Origin of the sequence: Brevibacillus sp. HD3.3A, from assembly GCF_013284375.2 — a bacterium.
In the GTDB taxonomy this organism is placed as follows: Bacteria; Bacillota; Bacilli; order Brevibacillales; family Brevibacillaceae; genus Brevibacillus; species Brevibacillus parabrevis.
In genome coordinates, this window is sequence record NZ_CP085874.1 from 1,638,368 (window position 1) to 1,657,048 (window position 18,681).

General features: G+C 53.7%; 17 protein-coding genes. 13 read left to right on the top strand and 4 right to left on the bottom strand.

Going from position 1 to position 18,681, the window contains the following annotated elements:
- The first annotated feature begins 46 nt into the window (after positions 1–46).
- The 10 genes from HP435_RS08025 to HP435_RS08070 all read left to right on the top strand — a co-directional run bounded on the left by HP435_RS08025 (position 47) and on the right by HP435_RS08070 (position 12,497).
- Positions 47–1,636: a glutathione ABC transporter substrate-binding protein gene (locus HP435_RS08025; RefSeq protein WP_122963110.1), complete on the top strand. Its 1,590-nt coding sequence runs from the start codon at positions 47–49 to the stop codon at positions 1,634–1,636.
- A gap of 113 nt (positions 1,637–1,749) precedes the next feature.
- The gene (locus HP435_RS08030) at positions 1,750–3,321 is read left to right on the top strand and encodes a glutathione ABC transporter substrate-binding protein (protein WP_173598361.1); all 1,572 of its coding nucleotides are present in this window, start codon (positions 1,750–1,752) and stop codon (positions 3,319–3,321) included.
- Between the two features lie 15 nt (positions 3,322–3,336).
- On the top strand, positions 3,337–4,566 hold the full coding sequence (locus HP435_RS08035) for an amidohydrolase (protein WP_173598360.1): 1,230 nt from the start codon (positions 3,337–3,339) through the stop codon (positions 4,564–4,566).
- 223 nt (positions 4,567–4,789) lie between these two features.
- Positions 4,790–6,361, top strand: a complete 1,572-nt coding sequence (locus HP435_RS08040; RefSeq protein WP_173598359.1) for a glutathione ABC transporter substrate-binding protein — start codon at positions 4,790–4,792, stop codon at positions 6,359–6,361.
- Positions 6,362–6,635: 274 nt separating this feature from the next.
- A complete protein-coding gene (locus tag HP435_RS08045) occupies positions 6,636–7,256 on the top strand; it encodes an NUDIX hydrolase (RefSeq protein ID WP_122963113.1) in 621 nt (206 codons plus the stop codon).
- 185 nt (positions 7,257–7,441) lie between these two features.
- Positions 7,442–8,881 carry an MDR family MFS transporter gene (locus HP435_RS08050; RefSeq protein WP_173598358.1) on the top strand — a complete coding sequence of 480 codons (1,440 nt, stop codon included), beginning with the start codon at positions 7,442–7,444 and terminating at the stop codon, positions 8,879–8,881.
- 178 nt (positions 8,882–9,059) lie between these two features.
- Positions 9,060–10,310: a GNAT family N-acetyltransferase gene (gene eis / locus HP435_RS08055; protein ID WP_173598357.1), complete on the top strand. Its 1,251-nt coding sequence runs from the start codon at positions 9,060–9,062 to the stop codon at positions 10,308–10,310.
- A 90-nt stretch (positions 10,311–10,400) separates the two neighbouring features.
- Positions 10,401–10,577: a hypothetical protein gene (locus tag HP435_RS08060; protein WP_167470237.1), complete on the top strand. Its 177-nt coding sequence runs from the start codon at positions 10,401–10,403 to the stop codon at positions 10,575–10,577.
- Between the two features lie 155 nt (positions 10,578–10,732).
- Positions 10,733–11,209, top strand: coding sequence for a PilZ domain-containing protein (locus HP435_RS08065; RefSeq protein ID WP_122963116.1), 477 nt, complete (start codon positions 10,733–10,735; stop codon positions 11,207–11,209).
- A gap of 136 nt (positions 11,210–11,345) precedes the next feature.
- Positions 11,346–12,497, top strand: a complete 1,152-nt coding sequence (locus HP435_RS08070) for a DUF2087 domain-containing protein (protein WP_173598356.1) — start codon at positions 11,346–11,348, stop codon at positions 12,495–12,497.
- Positions 12,498–12,539: 42 nt separating this feature from the next.
- Here HP435_RS08070 and HP435_RS08075 read toward each other — a convergent pair whose 3' ends face one another.
- The 3 genes from HP435_RS08075 to HP435_RS08085 all read right to left on the bottom strand — a co-directional run bounded on the left by HP435_RS08075 (position 12,540) and on the right by HP435_RS08085 (position 13,842).
- Positions 12,540–12,845 carry a hypothetical protein gene (locus HP435_RS08075; RefSeq protein WP_122963118.1) on the bottom strand — a complete coding sequence of 102 codons (306 nt, stop codon included), beginning with the start codon at positions 12,843–12,845 and terminating at the stop codon, positions 12,540–12,542.
- Positions 12,846–12,969: 124 nt separating this feature from the next.
- Positions 12,970–13,392: a spore coat protein GerQ gene (gene gerQ, locus HP435_RS08080; RefSeq protein WP_122963119.1), complete on the bottom strand. Its 423-nt coding sequence runs from the start codon at positions 13,390–13,392 to the stop codon at positions 12,970–12,972.
- 27 nt (positions 13,393–13,419) lie between these two features.
- Complete coding sequence (locus tag HP435_RS08085) at positions 13,420–13,842, bottom strand: cell wall hydrolase (protein ID WP_122963120.1); 423 nt, start codon at positions 13,840–13,842, stop codon at positions 13,420–13,422.
- A gap of 182 nt (positions 13,843–14,024) precedes the next feature.
- On the opposite strand from HP435_RS08085, the gene HP435_RS08090 reads away from it, so the two are divergent.
- Genes HP435_RS08090 through HP435_RS08100 form a run of 3 tightly spaced genes read left to right on the top strand, consistent with a single transcriptional unit; the run spans position 14,025 to position 17,817 of the window.
- Positions 14,025–14,441, top strand: coding sequence for a MerR family transcriptional regulator (locus HP435_RS08090; RefSeq protein WP_122963121.1), 417 nt, complete (start codon positions 14,025–14,027; stop codon positions 14,439–14,441).
- Complete coding sequence (locus HP435_RS08095; RefSeq protein ID WP_173598355.1) at positions 14,438–16,009, top strand: class I adenylate-forming enzyme family protein; 1,572 nt, start codon at positions 14,438–14,440, stop codon at positions 16,007–16,009. Before HP435_RS08090 ends, HP435_RS08095 begins: the two co-directional genes overlap by 4 nt.
- Positions 16,006–17,817, top strand: a complete 1,812-nt coding sequence (locus HP435_RS08100) for an acyl-CoA dehydrogenase family protein (protein ID WP_173598354.1) — start codon at positions 16,006–16,008, stop codon at positions 17,815–17,817. Before HP435_RS08095 ends, HP435_RS08100 begins: the two co-directional genes overlap by 4 nt.
- Positions 17,818–17,882: 65 nt before the next feature.
- Here HP435_RS08100 and HP435_RS08105 read toward each other — a convergent pair whose 3' ends face one another.
- Positions 17,883–18,449 carry a YqaA family protein gene (locus tag HP435_RS08105; protein WP_063228694.1) on the bottom strand — a complete coding sequence of 189 codons (567 nt, stop codon included), beginning with the start codon at positions 18,447–18,449 and terminating at the stop codon, positions 17,883–17,885.
- Positions 18,450–18,681 lie beyond the last annotated feature (232 nt).

The following is an 18,681-nucleotide window of genomic DNA, read 5'->3' on the forward strand; positions in this document are numbered from 1 at the left end:
AAAATTATAGCACATCCGGCGCAAACAAAAGAGGGGGAAACACTACATGAAAAAGACGCGCTTTTTCCAGACGCTGATCGCCATGACTGTTGCCGTATCGGCAGCGCTGGCCGGCTGCTCGCAGGCGCCAGCGCCAGAAGCGGGGACGAACGCCAATACGTCCGGGCAAACAGCAGCGCCTGGCACGGGCAAAGCAGGTGGCACACTGGTCATCGCCCGGTTGTCGGACGCAAACAATCTGGACCCGCACTTTCTTACGCAAATTAATTCGGCAGCTATCATTCATCACAAAGTATACGAGGGTCTGGTCCGCATGGACAAAGAAAGCAAATACGTCGGTTCGCTGGCAAGCGAATGGAAGCAAGTGGACGATGTGACGTGGGAGTTTAAACTGCGCACAGGCATAACTTTCCACGACGGCACCCCATTCAATGCAGAAGCGGTGCAAAAGACGATCGCCCGCGTCCAGGACCCGGCAGTCGGCTCGAACCGCGCCAACCTGTTCGAAGCGATCAAGGAAGTAAAAGTCGTGGATGACAACACGGTGCAATTTATCCTCAACTACCCGTACGCTCCGCTGTTGTCCGTTCTCGCCAGCGCAGAAGGCGGCATCCTGTCGCCAAAAGCGATCGAGCAGTACGGCAAAGACTTGACCAAGCATCCAACCGGAACAGGGCCGTACAAGTTTGAATCGTGGACGCCAGGACAAGAAGTTGTGCTGGTGAAAAACGACAACTACTGGGGAGACAAGCCGAAGCTGGACAAGGTTGTCTTCAAAACAGTACCTGAGGACACAACCCGACTGGCTATGGTCGAGACAGGCGAAGCACAAGTGGCTGAACAACTTCCTGTAACAGAAGTAGACCGCGTGAAAAACTCGGCAAACATGACACTCGGCCGCTATGCGTCCTTCTCCAGCGAGCATATCGGCATCAACAACAAGAAAAAGCCGTTTGACGATGTGCGCGTCCGTCAAGCGATTGCGCTTGCGATCGACAAGCCGACGATCATTCAAGGGGTGTACAACGATGTGGGAACGGTCGCTCATTCCTCGATCTCTCCTACGATGGTCGGCTACAGCGCGAACGTAAAAGACCTTGGCTACGACATCGAGAAAGCGAAAAAATTGCTGGCGGACGCAGGCTATGCCAACGGCTTCAAGGCAACCGTCTACCTCAATGACAACAAGGCGCGGGTCAACGTAGCGGAAGTATTGCAACAACAACTGAAACAAATCAATGTCGATCTGGAAGTCAAAGTGCTGGAGTTTGGCGCCTATATCGACGCAGCGAGCAAAGGCGAAACAGACTTGTTCATCAGCGGCTGGGGCAACGCGACAGGCGATGCTGACTACAATCAGTACAACTTGTTCCACACGAAGTCTCACGGCGCGCCAGGCAACCACTCCTTCTACAGCAATCCGGAAGTAGACAAGCTGATCGAAGAAGGACGCAAAGAGAAAGACGAAGAAAAACGCAAACAAATTTACGAAAAAGCGCAACAGCTCGAAATGGATGAAGTAGCAGTCGTGCCTTACCGCTTCGCAGAAAACTTGGCAGCGATTGAAAAAGGGGTAGAGGGCGTCTGGATCAGCCCGGCTGGTCACATCGAAATCGACGAAATCACCTTGCCGTAACCGCAAGCTTCCAAGAGCAATGAATCGCAGCATAGCCGAGTTCCTTGAAGGGATCAGCTATGCTGCTCTACTTTCAAAACAAGAGACAGAAAAGAAAAAACGGGGGCGATTTTATGAAAAGACGCAAAGGATGGAGCATTCTGATGTCGGGCGTGCTCGGCGTTGGACTGGTGCTTGCAGGGTGTTCGGCACAACCGGAGCAGGGGGCTGCGGACAATCCAGCCAAAAGCGAAGCGGCTGATGGAACACAGACGCTGATTATTGCCAGACAATCGGATGCCAACAACTTGGACCCGCACTTTATTTCCGCGATCAACGCGGCGAGCGTCGTCCAGCACAAAGTGTACGAAGGATTGATTCGCCGTGACGAAAATATGGAGTTCAAGCCGATGCTCGCAACCGAGTGGAAGCAGCTGGACGAAGTGACGTGGGAGTTCAAGCTGCGCCAGGGCGTTGTTTTCCACGACGGAACACCGTTTAACGCAGAAGCGGTCAAAGCGACGTTTGCTCGCGTCCTCGACCCGAAAGTCGGCTCTCCGCGCGCCACCCAGTTCCAAATGATCCAGGAAGTGAAAGCCGTAGACGACTACACTGTGCAAATCAAGCTGACTTACCCGTACTCGCCGCTGTTGTCCATTTTGGCCAACCATGAAGGGAGCATTATCAGCCCGAAAGCGATCGAGCAATACGGAAAAGATTTGAGCAAGCATCCGGTAGGCACAGGGCCGTTCGTGTTCGAGGCGTGGACGCCGGGACAGGAAATTGTGCTCGCACGCAATGACAACTACTGGGGTGAAAAGGTAAAATACGCAAAGGCCGTCTTCAAGGTCGTTCCGGAAGATACGACGCGAATTGCCATGGTTGAGACAGGCGAAGCCCATATTGCGGAGCCGCTGCCTGTAACCGAGATCGAACGCGTCAGCCAGTCGCCGCAAATGGCTCTGTATCGCACAGAAGGACTGGGCACCGATTTTATCGGCTTCAATACGAAGAAAAAGCCTTTTGACGATGTCCGGGTTCGCCAGGCGATCAACTATGCGATCGAGACAGATGCCATCATCCAAGGCGTTTTTAACAATGTGGGAACAAAAGCCAATTCTGCGATGAGCCCGAAAGTTCTCGGCTATAGCGAGGCGCTGAAAGGCTACGAGTTCGACCCGAACAAGGCCAAGGCACTGCTCAAGGAAGCGGGCTATGCCAACGGCTTCAAGACAACGCTGTGGACCGGGGATCGCAAAGAGCGGATCAATGCCGCAGAAGTCATTCAGTCGCAGTTGAAAGGCATCGGCGTGGAAGTAGAGGTCAAAGTGCTGGAGTACGGAGCGTATCTCGATGCCGAAGACAATGGCGAGACAGACATGTTTATCAGCGGTTGGGGCAACGCGACAGGCGACGGCGACTACAACCAGTACAACCTGTTCCATTCCAGCTCGCTCGGCAAGGGCGGCAACACGACTTTTTACGTGAACAAGGAAGTGGACAAGCTGATCGAAGAAGCGCGCCGCGAGCCGGACAGCGCCAAGCGCAAGCAACTTTACGCCCAGGCGCTGGAAATCGAGTCCAAGGAAGCGCCGATGGTTCCGATCCGCAATCTGGAACACGTTGCAGCAGTCAGCAAAAAAATCAAGGGCTTCTGGATCAGCCCATCCGGTTACATGATGATTAACGATATTACGATGGAGTAAGAAGGGGGAGCGAACATGGAGAGCGGGAAAGACAGCCTCTGGATCAAAAACGCACGTCTGGAAAGCGGGTTTCAAGAGGAGAACGGGAGGATAACAGGGACGGCGACAGAGCGTGTCCATCTGCTTTTGGCGGACGGTCGCGTGGAAAAAATCGTCCCTGCCAGCACTCCGCTCCCACAAGCTGCCTCTTACTGGGACGCAGACGGGCTGCTCATGCTGCCGTCTTTTCGGGAGATGCATATCCATCTGGATAAAACGTTTTACGGAGGTCCCTGGCAGGCAGTCATTCCTGCTCCCAACCGCTTTTTCCGGATTCAACAAGAGCAGGAACTGCTGCCGCGCCAGCTTCCGGTAGCCAAACAGCGTGCAGAAGGCTTGCTGCACCTGCTGCAATCGCACGGTGCGACACACGTCCGAACGCATTGCAATATCGATCCGGTCATCGGTTTGCAAAACTTGGAGGCCACACTCGCTGCTCTGGAAACTTACCGGGAAAAACTTTCCTGGGAAATTGTCGCTTTCCCTCAGCATGGATTGCTGCGCAGTGATTCCGTAGCGCTCGTCCGCGAGGCGATGAAGCATGGGGCGGGACTCGTCGGGGGTGTCGATCCAGCTTCTTTTGATGAAGATATCGAAAAATCGCTGCACACAATGATGGATATTGCGGTAGAAGCCAATGCGGACATCGACCTGCATTTGCACGAGCCGGGGCATTTGGGCATTTTCATCATGAAGCGACTCGCTGCGATGGTGCGCGATGCTGGCTGGCAAGGCCGGACGACCGTCAGCCACGCCTATGCGCTGGGAGAGGTGCCGACGGCTTTGGCAGAAGAGATCGCGGAATTGTGCACGGAACTGAACATCGCGATCATGTCCGCGGTGCCGATCGACATGCCGACGATCCCGATTCCGCTGCTCCGGGCAAAAGGGGTGCAGATCGGACTTGGCAACGATAACATTACCGATCATTGGGACCCGTTCGGCACAGGAGATATGCTGCAAAAAGCGAATCGCGTAGCGGAGCGCTTCCGGCTCATTGACGAGAAATCGCTTGCCCGCACGCTCGGCTTGGTCACTGGCGGCATCACCCCGCTTGACGAGGCAGGGAATCGCGCCTGGCCAAAGCCCGGTGACGCTGCCGATGCTGTGTTTGTCCGGGCCAGTTGCTCGGCTGAAGCTGTCGCACGTCAAGCTGCGAAGGAAGCGGTCGTGTACGCGGGAAAAATCGTCTGGCAAAAGCAGTAGCCATCTGCTTTTTATTGGAGAAAACCGCTTATCCGTTCACAGGGGATGAGCGGTTTTTTCACGCAGTCCCTTTCCGGAAGCTGAATCAGATAAAATTAAATAAAAGTAAAAATATTATAAATAGAAGTAAAGATGCTGAAAGGCTGCGCAGAAAGTCTACCGTATAATGCAAATAAGAAATAGATTCAGAATTTTCGACAGCATTGTACAGGGGGACACGCAGATGAAGAAAACACGCTTGTTTGGATCGCTGCTCGCGCTGTCGCTGACCGTCGGTGTAGCACTGACGGGATGTGGCGCAGGTACAGAGCAGCAAAACGCAAATGGAGCACCGGCTTCCGAGGCGGCAAAAGAAGGCGGAACCTTGATCGTGGCGCGCAAGGCAGACGCAAACAATCTCGATCCGCATTTCATTTCCAACATTCCATCCGCCAACTATATTTACGGCAAAGTATATGAGAGTCTGGTGGCACGGGACAAAAACGCAGGCTACAAGCCAGCGCTGGCTACCGAGTGGAGACAGGTTGACGATCTGACTTGGGAATTTAAGCTGCGCGAAGGCGTTACTTTCCACGACGGCACACCGTTCAATGCCGAGGCCGTGAAAAAGACGTTCGAACGTGCCCTCGATCCGAAAGTAGGTTCCCCGCGCGCTTCCAACTTCGCGATGATCAAGGAAATCAAGGCAGTCGACGACAAAACGGTTCAGTTTATTTTGGACTACCCGTTTGCGCCGCTGCTGTCGATTCTCGCAAGCACGGAAGGCAGCATTATCAGCGCAAAAGCGATTGCCGAAGGCGCTGACACATTGGCGAGAAAGCCGGTAGGAACCGGGCCTTTCAAATTTGAAGACTGGATTCCAGGTCAGGAAATGACCCTGGCGAAAAACGAAAACTACTGGGGCGAGAAGCCGAAAGTGGACAAAGTCCAATATAAAGTCGTACCGGAAGACACGACCCGCATCGCGATGGTCGAGGCAGGCGAAGCGCATATCGGCGACCAGCTTCCTGTAACAGAGGTGGAGCGCGCACAAGCAACGCCAAGCATGAACATGGTTCGCGCAGAAGGTCTCGGTGTGGAATACATCGGCTTCAACGTGACGAAAAAACCGTTTGACGACGTACGTGTGCGCCAGGCTGTCGCGCATGCGATTGAAAAAGAAGCGATTGTCAAAGGCGTGTACAACAACGTAGGGACAGAAGCAGTCTCTTCGATGTCTCCTAAAGTGATCGGCTACAACCCGAACCTTGAGGACTACAAGTACGATGTGAACGAAGCGAAGTCGCTGCTTGCTGCGGCAGGGTACGCGAACGGCTTCAAAACATCGATTGTGACCGATGACCGCAAAGAGCGCATGAACGTAGCGGAAGTAATCCAGTCCCAGTTGAAGGGCATTGGCATCGACGTGGAAATCAAAGTAATGGAGTACGGGGCATATCTGGAGTACACAGACAAAGGCGAGCATGCGATGTTTATCGGCGGCTGGGGCAATGCCACAGGCGACGGCGACTACAACCAGTACAACGTCTTCCACAGCTCCTCCAAAGGCAGCGCCGGAAACATTGCCTTTTACAACAACCCGGAAGTCGACAAGCTGATTGAAGAAGGCCGCCGCGAAAAGGATGAAGCGAAGCGGAACGCGATCTATGCCAAGCTGCAAGAGATCGAGCTGAAAGAAGTTCCGGTCATTCCGATCCGCACCATCGACCACGTATCGGTAACAGCCAAAGATGTAAAAGGCTTCTGGTTAAGTCCGGTAGGCTACCTGATGCTGGACGAAGTCACAATTCAATAAGCTTTCACCAGGACAACACGATGAGACAAAGGGATGGCGCCAGGCGCTGTCCCTTTGTCTATAGGAAGGGAGCGAGGCTGTCAACATGACCGGGAGTGCTGCTCGCCAGCGGCCTGGCAAGGCTTTGGATCGAGCATGGACAGCGCAAAAGCAAAGCCGAAACGGGGCGGAGTGGCGGTAGTGCATATTTCGGGCGAACAGAGTAGCCAACACTTCGCCTAACTGGTAAGGTGGAAAAGAATGAGAAACCGATACGCAGATGAGGTGGAGTTGGATGACGGAAGAACGCTTTGACATTTTTGACGAATCAGGACAGCAGATCGGTGTGGAAGCGCGCAGCGAGGTGCACCGAAAAGGGGATTGGCACCAAACTTTCCATTGCTGGCTTTACCGGGTGCACAATGGACAACTGGAGCTTTTGTTCCAGAAAAGGCATCCGGAAAAAGATACGGGCCCGAATTTGCTTGATATAACATCGGCAGGCCATTTGCTCGCAGGGGAGCGGCCCTGTGACGGAGTGCGGGAATTGGAGGAAGAGCTTGGACTTGTCGTGCCGTATGAAAAGCTCCGCCAGATTGGCGTCATTCGCGATGTGATTACGGCGCCAGGCATCATCGACAAGGAGCTGTGCCACGTATTTGCAATGGAGTGCGATCAGCCGCTGCACGAATATCGCTTGCAAAAGGAAGAAGTGACAGGACTTCTCTGGGTGAATGTGCAGGAGTTGGAGGCGTTGTTTGCAGACCAGCTTTCGCAAGTGGCAGCGAAAGGGTTTTTGACCGATGCGGCAGGGGAGCGCTACGACGCTAGTCTGATGGTCAAGCAGAGTGATTTTGTTCCCCATGAAGTGCATTATTACCAGGAAGTGTTTCAGGCGATCAAAAGCTGGCTGTAACAAGATCAGGAGCGAAGGCGGCTCCCCGAGTCCCCAGTCTTGTCAATCCTTTCGCGCGTTGCAACAACGGCGCGGACAGGTGGCAGACGCGTTTTTGTTTCATAGGTAAGCAAAGTTTTGTGATATACTATGACAACGCTTTTTGGCGAATCGCGATCGTGCGTAGATAGAGAGAGGAGATCGAGATGAGAGTAAAAATTATGGTGGCACTGATGCTTTCCACCTTCCTGGCCGCCATGGAAGGGACGATTGTCAGTACAGCGGTGCCGCGGATTACAAGTGATTTATCGGGATTTGAGCTGGTCAGCTGGGTTTACGCCATCTACATGCTGGCGACTGCCGTGTCTGCCCCGATTTATGGCAAACTCGCTGACTTGTTTGGACGCAAAAATGTGTTGCTGATCGGGATCGGTATTTTCTTGCTTGGTTCCACGCTTTGCGGTGTGGCCATGACGATGGGCCAGCTTATCGTGTTCCGGGCGATTCAAGGCTTGGGCGCGGGTGCGGTCATGCCGATTACGATGACGATTATCGGCGACTTGTATACCGAGCAGACGGCGAGAGCGAAAGCCCAGGGCTGGATCAGCGCTGTATGGGGCCTGTCGGGTGTGGCAGGGCCGCTCGTTGGCGGGTTTTTGGTCGACACGCTTTCCTGGCGTTATATCTTTTTTCTCAATTTGCCGTTCGGGCTTTTGTCCTTTTTCATGCTGGTCTGGTTTTACCGCGAAAAGCTGCTGGCAAAAGCGAAGCGTCATATCGATTACCCGGGAGCGCTGATCTTCACCGTGGGCACGATTGCCTTGTTGTACGCGCTGTTGACGGGCAGCCAGGATCAGTCCTGGACCAATCCGGTGACGATTTCTTTGATTGTGTTTGCACTCGTGACCTACCTGGTTTTCGTTACGGTAGAAAAGCGCTCGCCTGAGCCGCTGATTCCGCTCACCCTTTTGACGAATCGCAACGTGACGCTGATCAACATGCTGACGTTTTTGACCAACGGAATTGTGATCAGCATGGTCGTGTACTTGCCGATCTGGAGCCAGGGCGTACTGGGGGAAAGCGCGACGATGGCAGGCTTTGTCCTGACTCCGATGCCCGTCTGTTGGACGATCGGCTCGATTTTGTCCGGCAATCTCTTGGGCAAGCTGCGGGCAGAGCAGTTGATTATCGGAGGGACGGCCATATTGACCGTTGCCACGACGCTTTTAACGATTCTGTCTTCCCATTCGGCAAGTTACTTGATTTATGTCGCCGTAGGCTTGGTGGGGCTTGGCATGGGGCTGATCAGCCCGATCGTCATGGTCAAAATTCAGGCGTCGGTCGCTGTCGACAAACGGGGAACGGCTGTCGCATTGAACACGTTCACAGGAACCTTCAGCCAAACCTTCGGGGCGGCAGTCTTCGGGATGCTATTCAACATGGTCACGGTAGCGGGAGGCCACGCGAATCTCGGCGCATCCTTCGAGACAGGCTCCATCCCTGCGGAACAGCTGGCGTCGATCCGCGATTTGCTTTCTTCCGGGGTCCACGTCGTCTTTACCGGAACACTCGTTATCGCGATTGGCTGCTTCCTCTTGTCGCTTGTGATTGCCAAAAATCAGCGGCAACAGGCGAACAGCCAGTAATTTATCAAGCGTCGGCCAGTCGGTCGGCGCTTTTTGGATGGCCAAGCTAAATATGGCTGAAAATGAAACTTTTCCAAAATATACAAAAACTTGTTGCTATTTACCGCATAGATTCTATAAAATTTTTTTAGACGAAATGGTTTGTCCCAAATGCGTACAGACAGGAGTGATTGTGACGATGGACGAGATTCGCCCTGTTTCTTTGAACGATATCGACGAGGTAGCGAGAATTGCCGCCATGGCTTATCCGGGAAGCAATCTTCTCGGGACGGAGGGCAGACAGCAGTTCGCTGAACGGGTCAAAAGCACGCTGGAAAATGACCCGAACGTAAGCTATCACGGATGCTATCGGGACGGACAGCTCGTAGGAATCATGAAGTGGTACGATTTTTCCATGTATGTATACGGTCAATCTGTACTGACAGGAGGAATCGGCACGGTCGCTGTCGATCTGTTGCATAAAAAAGAAAAGGTAGCGAAAACGATGCTGCACGGGTTTCTCGCGGCTTACCGGGAGAGAGGGATTCCACTTGTGTCGCTCTATCCGTTTCGCGTTGATTTTTACAAGCAGATGGGCTTTGGGACAGGAAGCAAAATTCATCAGTACAAATTCAAGCCTGCAAGCCTTCCCTATACGGGCAAGGATCAAATCGTGTACGTGACAAAAGAGGACAAGGAGCAAGTGCTGGCGTGTTACCAGCGGGTCGCCCGGCAGACGCACGGGATGATCAAACGGACGGAGCGGGATGTGGACAGCCTGCTGAATGTGCCGGAAAAAATCGTCGTCGGTGTCCGACAGGAGGACAAACTGACGGGATATCTTGCCTTCCAATTTGAAAGCGCTCACGAGGAAAATAAAATTTTCAACAATATCGTCGTGAAAGAGCTGGTCTATGAATCGCGCGAGGCGTTGGCGCAGCTGCTCTCCTTCCTGCACAGCCAGGCGGATCAAATACAGCGGGTTGTCCTCAATACTGCGGACGAAGACTTCCATTTGCTTTTGTCTGATCCAGGAAATGGAACGAACCGACTTTTGCCTAGCGTCTACCACGAGAGTCATGTTTCAGGGGTTGGGCTGATGTATCGGGTGATTGATGTACCGGGCTTTTTCCGGCAAATGTCCGCTCATCGCTTTGGCGCAGAAACGGTTCGCTTGCAGTTGACGGTGCGCGACTCCTTCCTGCCGGAAAACAGCGGGACATGGCTTGTCCAGTTCACAGACGGGCATGCTCGCGTGGTAGAGGAAGGACAGGCAGACGCTGCTGTTCAACTGGATATATCCGATTTTTCCTCGCTCGTCATGGGGGCGGTTCGTTTCAGCAAGCTGCACGAGTACGGTCTGGCAGAGCTGGATGACCTGCGCGCGTTGCCGCAGTTGGATCGGCTTTTTTACACGACGAAAAAACCGCAGAGCATGACGCCGTTCTGATTTTTAAAATTGTCATGATTTTGCCATAATTGGTCATCTTATTTTGCCTCTCCCCATATGTTGTTAACAAACGGGGAGGGGGCAGGTCTTATGATTTTTTTTACCGTCGTCATCTTTTTTGCGTTTTTGCTGGTTGTCTGGTTTGTGGTGAAGCTCCTGTTCCGTCTGGAGAAGCGCGATTCCATCAAGTACGACCAAAGGGAGCTTTGGGAATCATTTGACACAAAGTTGCAGGACATTCGGTACAAGAAAGAGAAAAATAAATAGAGCGCCAGTCACACGGCGCTGTTTTCTTTTGTGACATGCGGTGGGAAGTCATTACCTAAGAAATGAATGCGGGCAGCGAAAACCTTGTGCCGACAGGGACGAGGGCTTCGCCGCGTTTGGGAATAAATCGGGCAAGGGAAAGGAAGGTGAGAGCAATGGCGAGTGGATCAGAGGGTCACAAACGTGAATATTTCCGGTTGAAGCTGGAGCATCCCCTCTGTGCATTCATGACCATTGTTCTTGTCAAAGGAAAGACGATGGAGATCGGCAGCGCGAAGGTGCTGATTGAGGATATCGGCGCAGGCGGACTGCGATTTCTCTCGCACTTGAAAATGCCGGCCAGCGACCAGCTCGTCTTGCAGTTTGAGACGGAGTTGTGCGGTTCGACATTGAAAATGTACGGACATGTCGTGCGTACAAGCCCGTGGGAGCAAGATTTTTATGAATACGCGGTACGGTTCACGATGGAAGAAGCGCAGCATTTGGAGATCAACCAGTTGGTGAACCGTCTGGCCATTCGCTATCGGCAAAACCGGGTAGGGACGGAAGGGAGCTTTTGGAAGGGCGATCGGCAAGCCTTTCTGCAAGAATTGGCCCAGGCGTCGCAAACTTTGGAGACGACGAGAGCATAGGGCAAAACAGCAAACGAATCAAGACGAGCAGGCTTCTTGTTGGTGGGGTGACCAACAAGGGGCTTTTTTTGACAATGCACAAACGAAGTGTTATATTGTCTGCAATAAACTAAACATTTTGAGGATGTGCTTGTCAATGGGCATCAATGAATCGTTTTGGACTGCTTCATTGGAGGAAGCCAAGCAAGGATATGTAGAGCGGGAGCACGATTATTTGTGCTTGCTATGTGGCGCAGAAGTGGAAAAAGGAATCATCTATCCGGTAGACGGCACCCTGTTCGAGGCGTCCCGTTACATGCGTCATCATATCGAGCAGGAGCATGAATCGGTTTTTGCTCATCTGAGCGGGTTGGACAAGCGGTTGACCGGACTGTCCGATCATCAGGCCAGCTTGATGCGGTTGTTTTATGCGGGCAAAAGCGATGCCGAGGTGCAAGCCGAGATGGGCATCGGCAGCGCTTCGACGATCCGCAATCACCGTTTTGCCCTCAAAGAGAAAGAGCGGCAAGCAAAAGTATTTTTGGCAATGATGGAGCTGCTGCGGGAAACGGACAAAGCAAGCACATGCTCTTCAACGGGCAAGGGAAAGCCAAACAAGCAGGCTGAAAAGCAGAGAGAGGCCGGGCCGTCTGAATATGCCGCGGTTGTGCAAAAGTATTTTCCGAACGGGCCAGGCCATTCGCTGGCGCGGATACCACGCAAGCATAGCCACAGGCAGATTGTTTTTCAGGAGATTGCCAATCGCTTTGCGCCGGACAAGGTGTACACGGAGCGGGAAGTCAATGAGCTGCTGGAAGCGATTTATGAGGACCACGTCACCTTGCGCCGTTACTTGATCGACTTCGCTTTGTTGAGTCGGGAAGCCGACGGCAGCGCGTATTGGCGCACGAGCCGGGCGGGCGGCGACGGAGCGGAGCAAGAGGCGACGACGGATCGCAAGCAAGAGCTGAAACAGCTGTACAAAGAAGTGAAGAGCGAGGCTGGCGTCTACCAGATCCGCAACAAAGAGAACGGCAAGGTACTCGTGACGAGCACCATGAACATCAAAACGATGAACGGCAAAAAGTTCATGTTGCAGCACGGCTCCCATCCCAACCGGGAACTGCAAAACGATTGGAACGAGCTGGGCGCTGATGCATTCGAGTTCGAGGTGCTGGAAGTGCTGGAAAACAAAGACGAGCCTGCGTTTGATGCGAAGGCTGCTTTGGAGAAATTGGAAGCAAAGTGGGTAGAGAAGCTGGCTCCATACGGCGACCGCGGATACCATACCCGAAAACAGGCAGAGTAGAAAAAGCAACAGGCTACCTTGAACTGGAGGGTAGCCTGTTTTTTAGTCGAGCAGGCGAAAGCGCTCCAGGTGGTCGTGCAATCCGATCTGCTGCAAAATCTCGATTTGCCTCGGGCCAATCAGGTCAAAGTGGGGAAAAGCGGCGCGGTTGTGAATATAGGCGGGATTCAAGCCGTGCTGGCGGCACCATTCCACCAGCTTGTTTGGATCGGCGCAGCCTACTTTTGTCACGGTTTTCATCTCAGGAAAACGCGGGTCCAGCCAGTAATGCGTCAGAAAAGCAATCTCTCCGCGCCGGACCGCCTGTTTCCACTCGTTTAACTCTGCTCGTGAAATGCCGAATGCCACGAATGCTCTCCTCTTTCTGTTGAAAAGATGTGTGGCACAAGCGCATGCTTTGCCTATCGCCCCATTATAGCAAAAAGACAGCGCCCATCTGAACGAGAGATGGACACTGTCTTTTTGGTAAAGCTTAACGTACCCCCTGAGGAAGTGTCGGAGGAATGTAGTTCAGCTCTTCGTCGGCTGTGATGTAGTCGGTATTGACCATGAGCAGCAAGTAGCGTTTGCCCGTTTGCGGGTCGCTGAGAATGATGTGGTCGCGCCCGGCTGTCTCCAGCACGCCGCGGAAAATTTTCGCGTTCCACTGGCTGTTGTTCTCGAACGTCTGGTAAACGGTAATGACCTTGCCGCGATTCATGCGCAAAATGTTTTCGATGTACGATTCTTCCATGACTTGCCCCGGCGTATAAGGCGTGCCAGGGATCAGCGCGCCGCTTGGCTGCATAGGAACCAATTGCGGCTGCTGTTGTTGCTGCATGCCAAAAGGAAACTGTGCGGAAGGATACATTTCATACCCGTAAGGATACGGTTGGTATGGGATTTGCTGACTCATGATGAACTCGCTCCTTTTATCTATCTGTTAAAAAACGCGCGGACAATCGGCTCTGGTTGGAATGAAGAAGCAGTGCGCCTTGTAACGCCCGGAGTTTGCCTGATCCCACCAGGTGGCAGGGCAATTGCCGACAGGACGGTAAAACCAAAGCGCATTGGTGGCTGGACGTGTCCGCTCGCCATTGATCGTTCGCTGGGCCAAACGTCTTTCGCGCTCACGTGCCCGCTGGTAGAAGTACGGCTTTTGCACAGACTCATATCCGCCCGGAGATTGATAGACCATATCTCGCATCGTCCGTATGTTCTTGAAGTCAAGGCAGTTGGCGAGAATCCGGTTGACGCCCACATTCCCCACCATCAGCATCCCCAGCTCGCCTTCGCCTTCCGCTTCCGCGCGCATTAAACGAGCCAACATATCGACGTCATTGCTGTTCGCTTTGATAACGGCCATTGCTTCACCTCCTCATAAAACTCACAATGACAATATATGGGCGTATGCCAGATCGGTGATTGCACCAGCGAAATTTTTCGGTAGATCGGGGCGGCAGTTGACGTTAACGTAAACGGAAGGTAAAATATGGTTAATCAGTTATTTCTGAATATTAGAAAAGAAAGGTAAAGGAGCAGGAGACGATGAACAGAGAAGGCGACGAAAAGCAAGCACCATGGTCCATCTCTGATCTTGCTCACGAACTGGATGTCAGCACGAGAACGATTCGTTACTACGAGGAAGTCGGCCTGATTTTTCCGGCTCGAACTGAGCGGGGGATCAGGTATTACAGCCGCCAGGATCGGGCCAGGCTGCGATTGATTATGCGGGGAAAGCGCTTCGGCTTCTCGCTGGAGCAAATCCGGGAAATGATCGAGTTGTTTGGCGAGGATCGCAGCGGTCGCGCCCAGTTGCTGCGTGCCATTGATTACGGCAACCAGAAGCTGGCGGAGATTGACGACAAGATCAGGGAGCTGTCGCTGCTGCGGGAAGATATTCTCGCTTACAAGCTGGGGTTTGAACAAAAATTGCTGGAAGAACATGGGGAGGGGAACCGATGAACGTATCAGCTTTGCTTGCTGCAAACGGACGCAAATATCCCGACAAGCCTGCACTTGTTGCAGGTGATGCAGAACTTACCTTTGCCGAGTGGAATGATCAGGCGAGCAGGTGGGCCTATCGTTTGAGAGAGTATGGCGTCGAGTCAGGAGATCGCGTGGTTTTGATGCTGCCGAATTGTCCGGAGTTTGCGGTTTTTTACATAGCCGTTATTCGCTGCCAGGCGCTTGTCGTACCGATCAATGCGCGGTCGACCCAGGAGGAAGTGCGCTACATATGCGAGCATGCAGGGGCGAAAGCACTGATCGTTCACGAAGCTCTCGTGCACGCGGTCAACGAATGGATCGAACAAGGAACGAATCTGCTTGCCATCAAGACGGGCGGCAGTCAGGGCGTTTGGCTGGGAACAGCAGCTTGGGAGATAGGCGAAGATGTTCTCGGCAAGCTGGATGAATTTGCGATCGACCCGGATGCTCCGAACTTGACAGAAGAAAGCGAAGTCAGCATTTTGTACACGTCAGGTACAACGGGCCGGCCAAAAGGTGTTTTGTACACGCACAGAAGCTTGCTGACCGTCGCGACCATGATGGCCATCGAACTGTCGATCCAGCATCGCTCTCGCATCCTCCAGCTCATGCCGCTCAGCCATTCAGCGCCGCTGCACTTGTTTTTTATCTCAGGCTTGATGGTCGGAGCGACGCAAGTGATGGCGCTCACGTTTTCGCCGGAGCTGCTCTTGTCGCTCGTGCAAAAGCACCGGATTACCCACTTTTTCGGGGCGCCCGTTGCTTACTTGCTGACGATGAAGCATCCCGAGTTCGCCCGGTACGATTTGTCATCCGTGGAGTTTTGGATGTACGGAGGCGCTCCTTTGTCCAAGGAAATGGCTGCGCAGATGGAGCAAGCGTACGGCAGGGACAAACTGGCTTGCGTCTACGGGCTGACGGAAGCAGGGCCGACGGGCACTCGCCTGCTGCACCGCGAGCACCCGGACAAGGTGGGCAGCGTCGGAAACCGCGGCGTCCTGTTCGCCGAAGTCGAGGTTGTCGACGAAGCGGGCAGACCTGTCCCGGCAGGTACGCCTGGCGAGGTGCGAGTTCGCGGAGCAGGCTCGATGAAAGCCTATTACAACAACCCGGAAGCGACGAGCGAGGCGCTGCGCGACGGCTGGCTTTACACGGGAGATATCGGAAAATTCGACGAGGACGGCTTCCTGTGGATCGTCGACAGGAAAAAGGATGTCATGATTACGGGCGGAGTCAATGTCTACCCGAAGGAACTTGAACAGCTGCTGGAGCGTCACCCGGCGATTGCCGAAGTGGCTGTCGTGGGGCTGCCCCATCCCGAGTGGGGCGAGACGGTTACCGCCTATGTAGTGCTTGTTGCAGGGGCTGATCCGGCGCACGATTGGCTGACAGAAGTGCGCGGCTTTTTGAGCGGACACCTTGCCGATTACAAGCTGCCGCGACAGGTGAAAGTCCTCGCCCAGCTGCCGCGCAATACGAGCGGAAAAGTGCTCAAGCATGCTTTGCGCGATTCGGCTGCGCAAAAGGAAGTGGAGCTGACATGAGCGACCTGCAAGCGAAAATCGACCAGCGCCGCTACAGCGACAACATCCCTCACCCGCGCGCAGGCAGCCAGCAAAACTTTTTTGCGGCAGACCCCAACCTTGCTTTCTTGCTGGAGCGGTATTTGCCGGCGCCGATGCACGATTGGGCGAAGCAGCAGCTCGGTTGGCTGGGGGCACATGCGGCGGGGCCGCTGGATGAGCGGGCAGCCTATACCGATCGGGACGGCAAACCGCACTTGCGCAAGTACAATCGCCTTGGCGAAGACGTTTCCGAGATCATCACCAACGAAGGCTACAAGCAGACGGTGGCTGACGTGTACGGGGCGGGGATCGTCCATTATTTGTACCACGACATTCCCGAGCTTGGGTTCAAGGCACCGTACAGCTACTCCTTTTTGCTGGGCTACCTCGTCAGCCAGACCGAGCCAGGCTTTTATTGCCCGGTGACCTTGACGATGTCGGCGGCGTATTTGATCGATAAATACGGGGATGAGCAGCAAAAAGAGCAGTACCTCAGCGGGCTGACCTCGCGGGATCGCCGTTCGCTGTACGAGGGAGCCACTTGGCTGACGGAGCGTCAGGGCGGCTCGGATGTCGGGGCGAATCTCACGGTTGCCAAGCCGACAGCCGGGAAGCCGGGCGTCTATCAGTTGACGGGCGAGAAATTTTTTGCCAGCAATGCGGGCGCGATGGTCGCCACGGTGCTTGCGAGAATCGACGACAGCAAGCCGGGCACAAAAGGCTTGGGGCTGTTTCTCGTCCCGTGGGTTCGGCCGGATGGCACGCGCAACCAGATTGAGGTTCGGCGTTTGAAAGATAAGCTCGGAGTGAACGCAGTGCCGTCTGCGGAGGTGCTGCTTCACGGCGCGGAAGGCTATTTGATCGGACAGCCGGAAAATGGCTTCAAATACATGGCGGAAGCGCTGAATTTGTCGCGAATTTGCAATGCGATCGCATCGGTCGGAATCATGCGCCGAGCCTTGTATGAAGCCAAATACTACGCGAGCGAGCGGCGTGCTTTTCAAAAGCCGATCGACCAGTACCCGATGGTCAGAGAAATGCTGGTCAACCTGCTCTTGGATACGGAAGTAAGCACAGGCGCCGTGTTCGACATGATTGCTGTCTACGACCGCGTACAGGATGGTTCGGGGGGCAGGGACGATTTGGCGCTTTGCCGGCTGTTGATTCCCCTGTTGAAATACCGGACGGGAGAGGAAGCGGTGGAAGCCGCCCACACAGCTATCGAGATTCACGGCGGCAACGGTTTTATCGAAGAGTATGTCACACCGCGCTTGCTGAGGGATGCGCAGGTGCTGACGGTGTGGGAGGGCACTTCGAACATTCTTGCGCTGGACATTTTGCGCGTCATGCAAAAAGAAAACAGCCATGCGGTCTTGATCCGGCTGTTGCGTTCGCGTGCGGCAGGCTGGCACCATGCCTTTTCCCGGCCGTTCGCCCAGCTTTTGCAATCCGAGCTGGCTGTACTGGAGGAGAATATTGCTTATTTGCTCCAGCAGTCGCCTGATTATCTCAGCTATAAATTGAAGGCGCTCGCCGACCACATGATTGACTTGTACACGCTTTCCTGCATCGTCAGCGAAGCAGAGGATCAGCTGCTGCGAGACAACAATGCCCGCAAATACGTGCTGGCAAAGCTGTACGCAAACAAGCATTTGCTGCCGAAGACAAAGCGGGGCATCCAGGGTGACGAGCTGCTGGATGTGCAGTTTTTCCGCGAGCTTCTGGACTATGAGCCGATCCCGCTGGAGGCGCTACAGCAGCAGTCTGCCTTTGTGTTCGCCACGTAACCAATCGCATCAAAAGGAAAAAACGCCCATGCAGCCAATTCGAGGTTGCTTGGGCGTTTTTCATCTCAGGCATAGCGTTTTCTGCGTTTGTTCCAGATGAACCAGCCAACGGCTACAAGTGCAGCGGCTGCGAGCAATGAGACTTCCAAGTATTCGTCCAGCAACACTTTGGCATGTTTGCCGTACAAGTAAAACAACGTACCGATCAGGAAAAATTTCAGGCCGCGACCGACGATGGCAAAGAGCATCAGCTTTGTCAGCGAATAGTTGAAAACGCCGCTCAATACGGTAAATACTTTGAACGGGATGGGCGTAAATGCGCCGATCAACACCGCAGCGTCTCCGTTTTTGGCGAATTTCTCGGTGGCGACCACGACCCATTTTTCCGGGAGCAGCTTGTGCAAAAGCGGTTTCCCCAGCCACTTGCCGAGCAAAAATCCGATTGGCGCCCCAAGAATCGAGGCGGTAAAAGCCACCGTTGCAAAGCGGAGGGCCGATCCGGGGTCAAGCAGACTCATCGCAATTTGCATAAAAAAAGGAGGAATCGGACTGATGAACGAATCCAAAAATGCCATGCCAAAGAGGCCCCATATTCCATATTGCATGAAAAGTTCTGTGATTTGATCGAGCATGAGCATCTCCTTAAGCACATTTCCTCTCGGGAATCAATTATACAGGAAAAAAGCGGTTTTCAGTAGTTAGGATATGCTTGGTCGTGCGGACAAAGACCGAAAAAGCGGGCTGATCCAAACAGATAGAAATACGATTGATTACACCGGGGGGTTACATTTTCCTGGTATTTTCCGGCTTTTAAGGAGATTCGTCCTGAGCGAAACGGCCCTGTGTATGCGTGAGTCGTGGTCG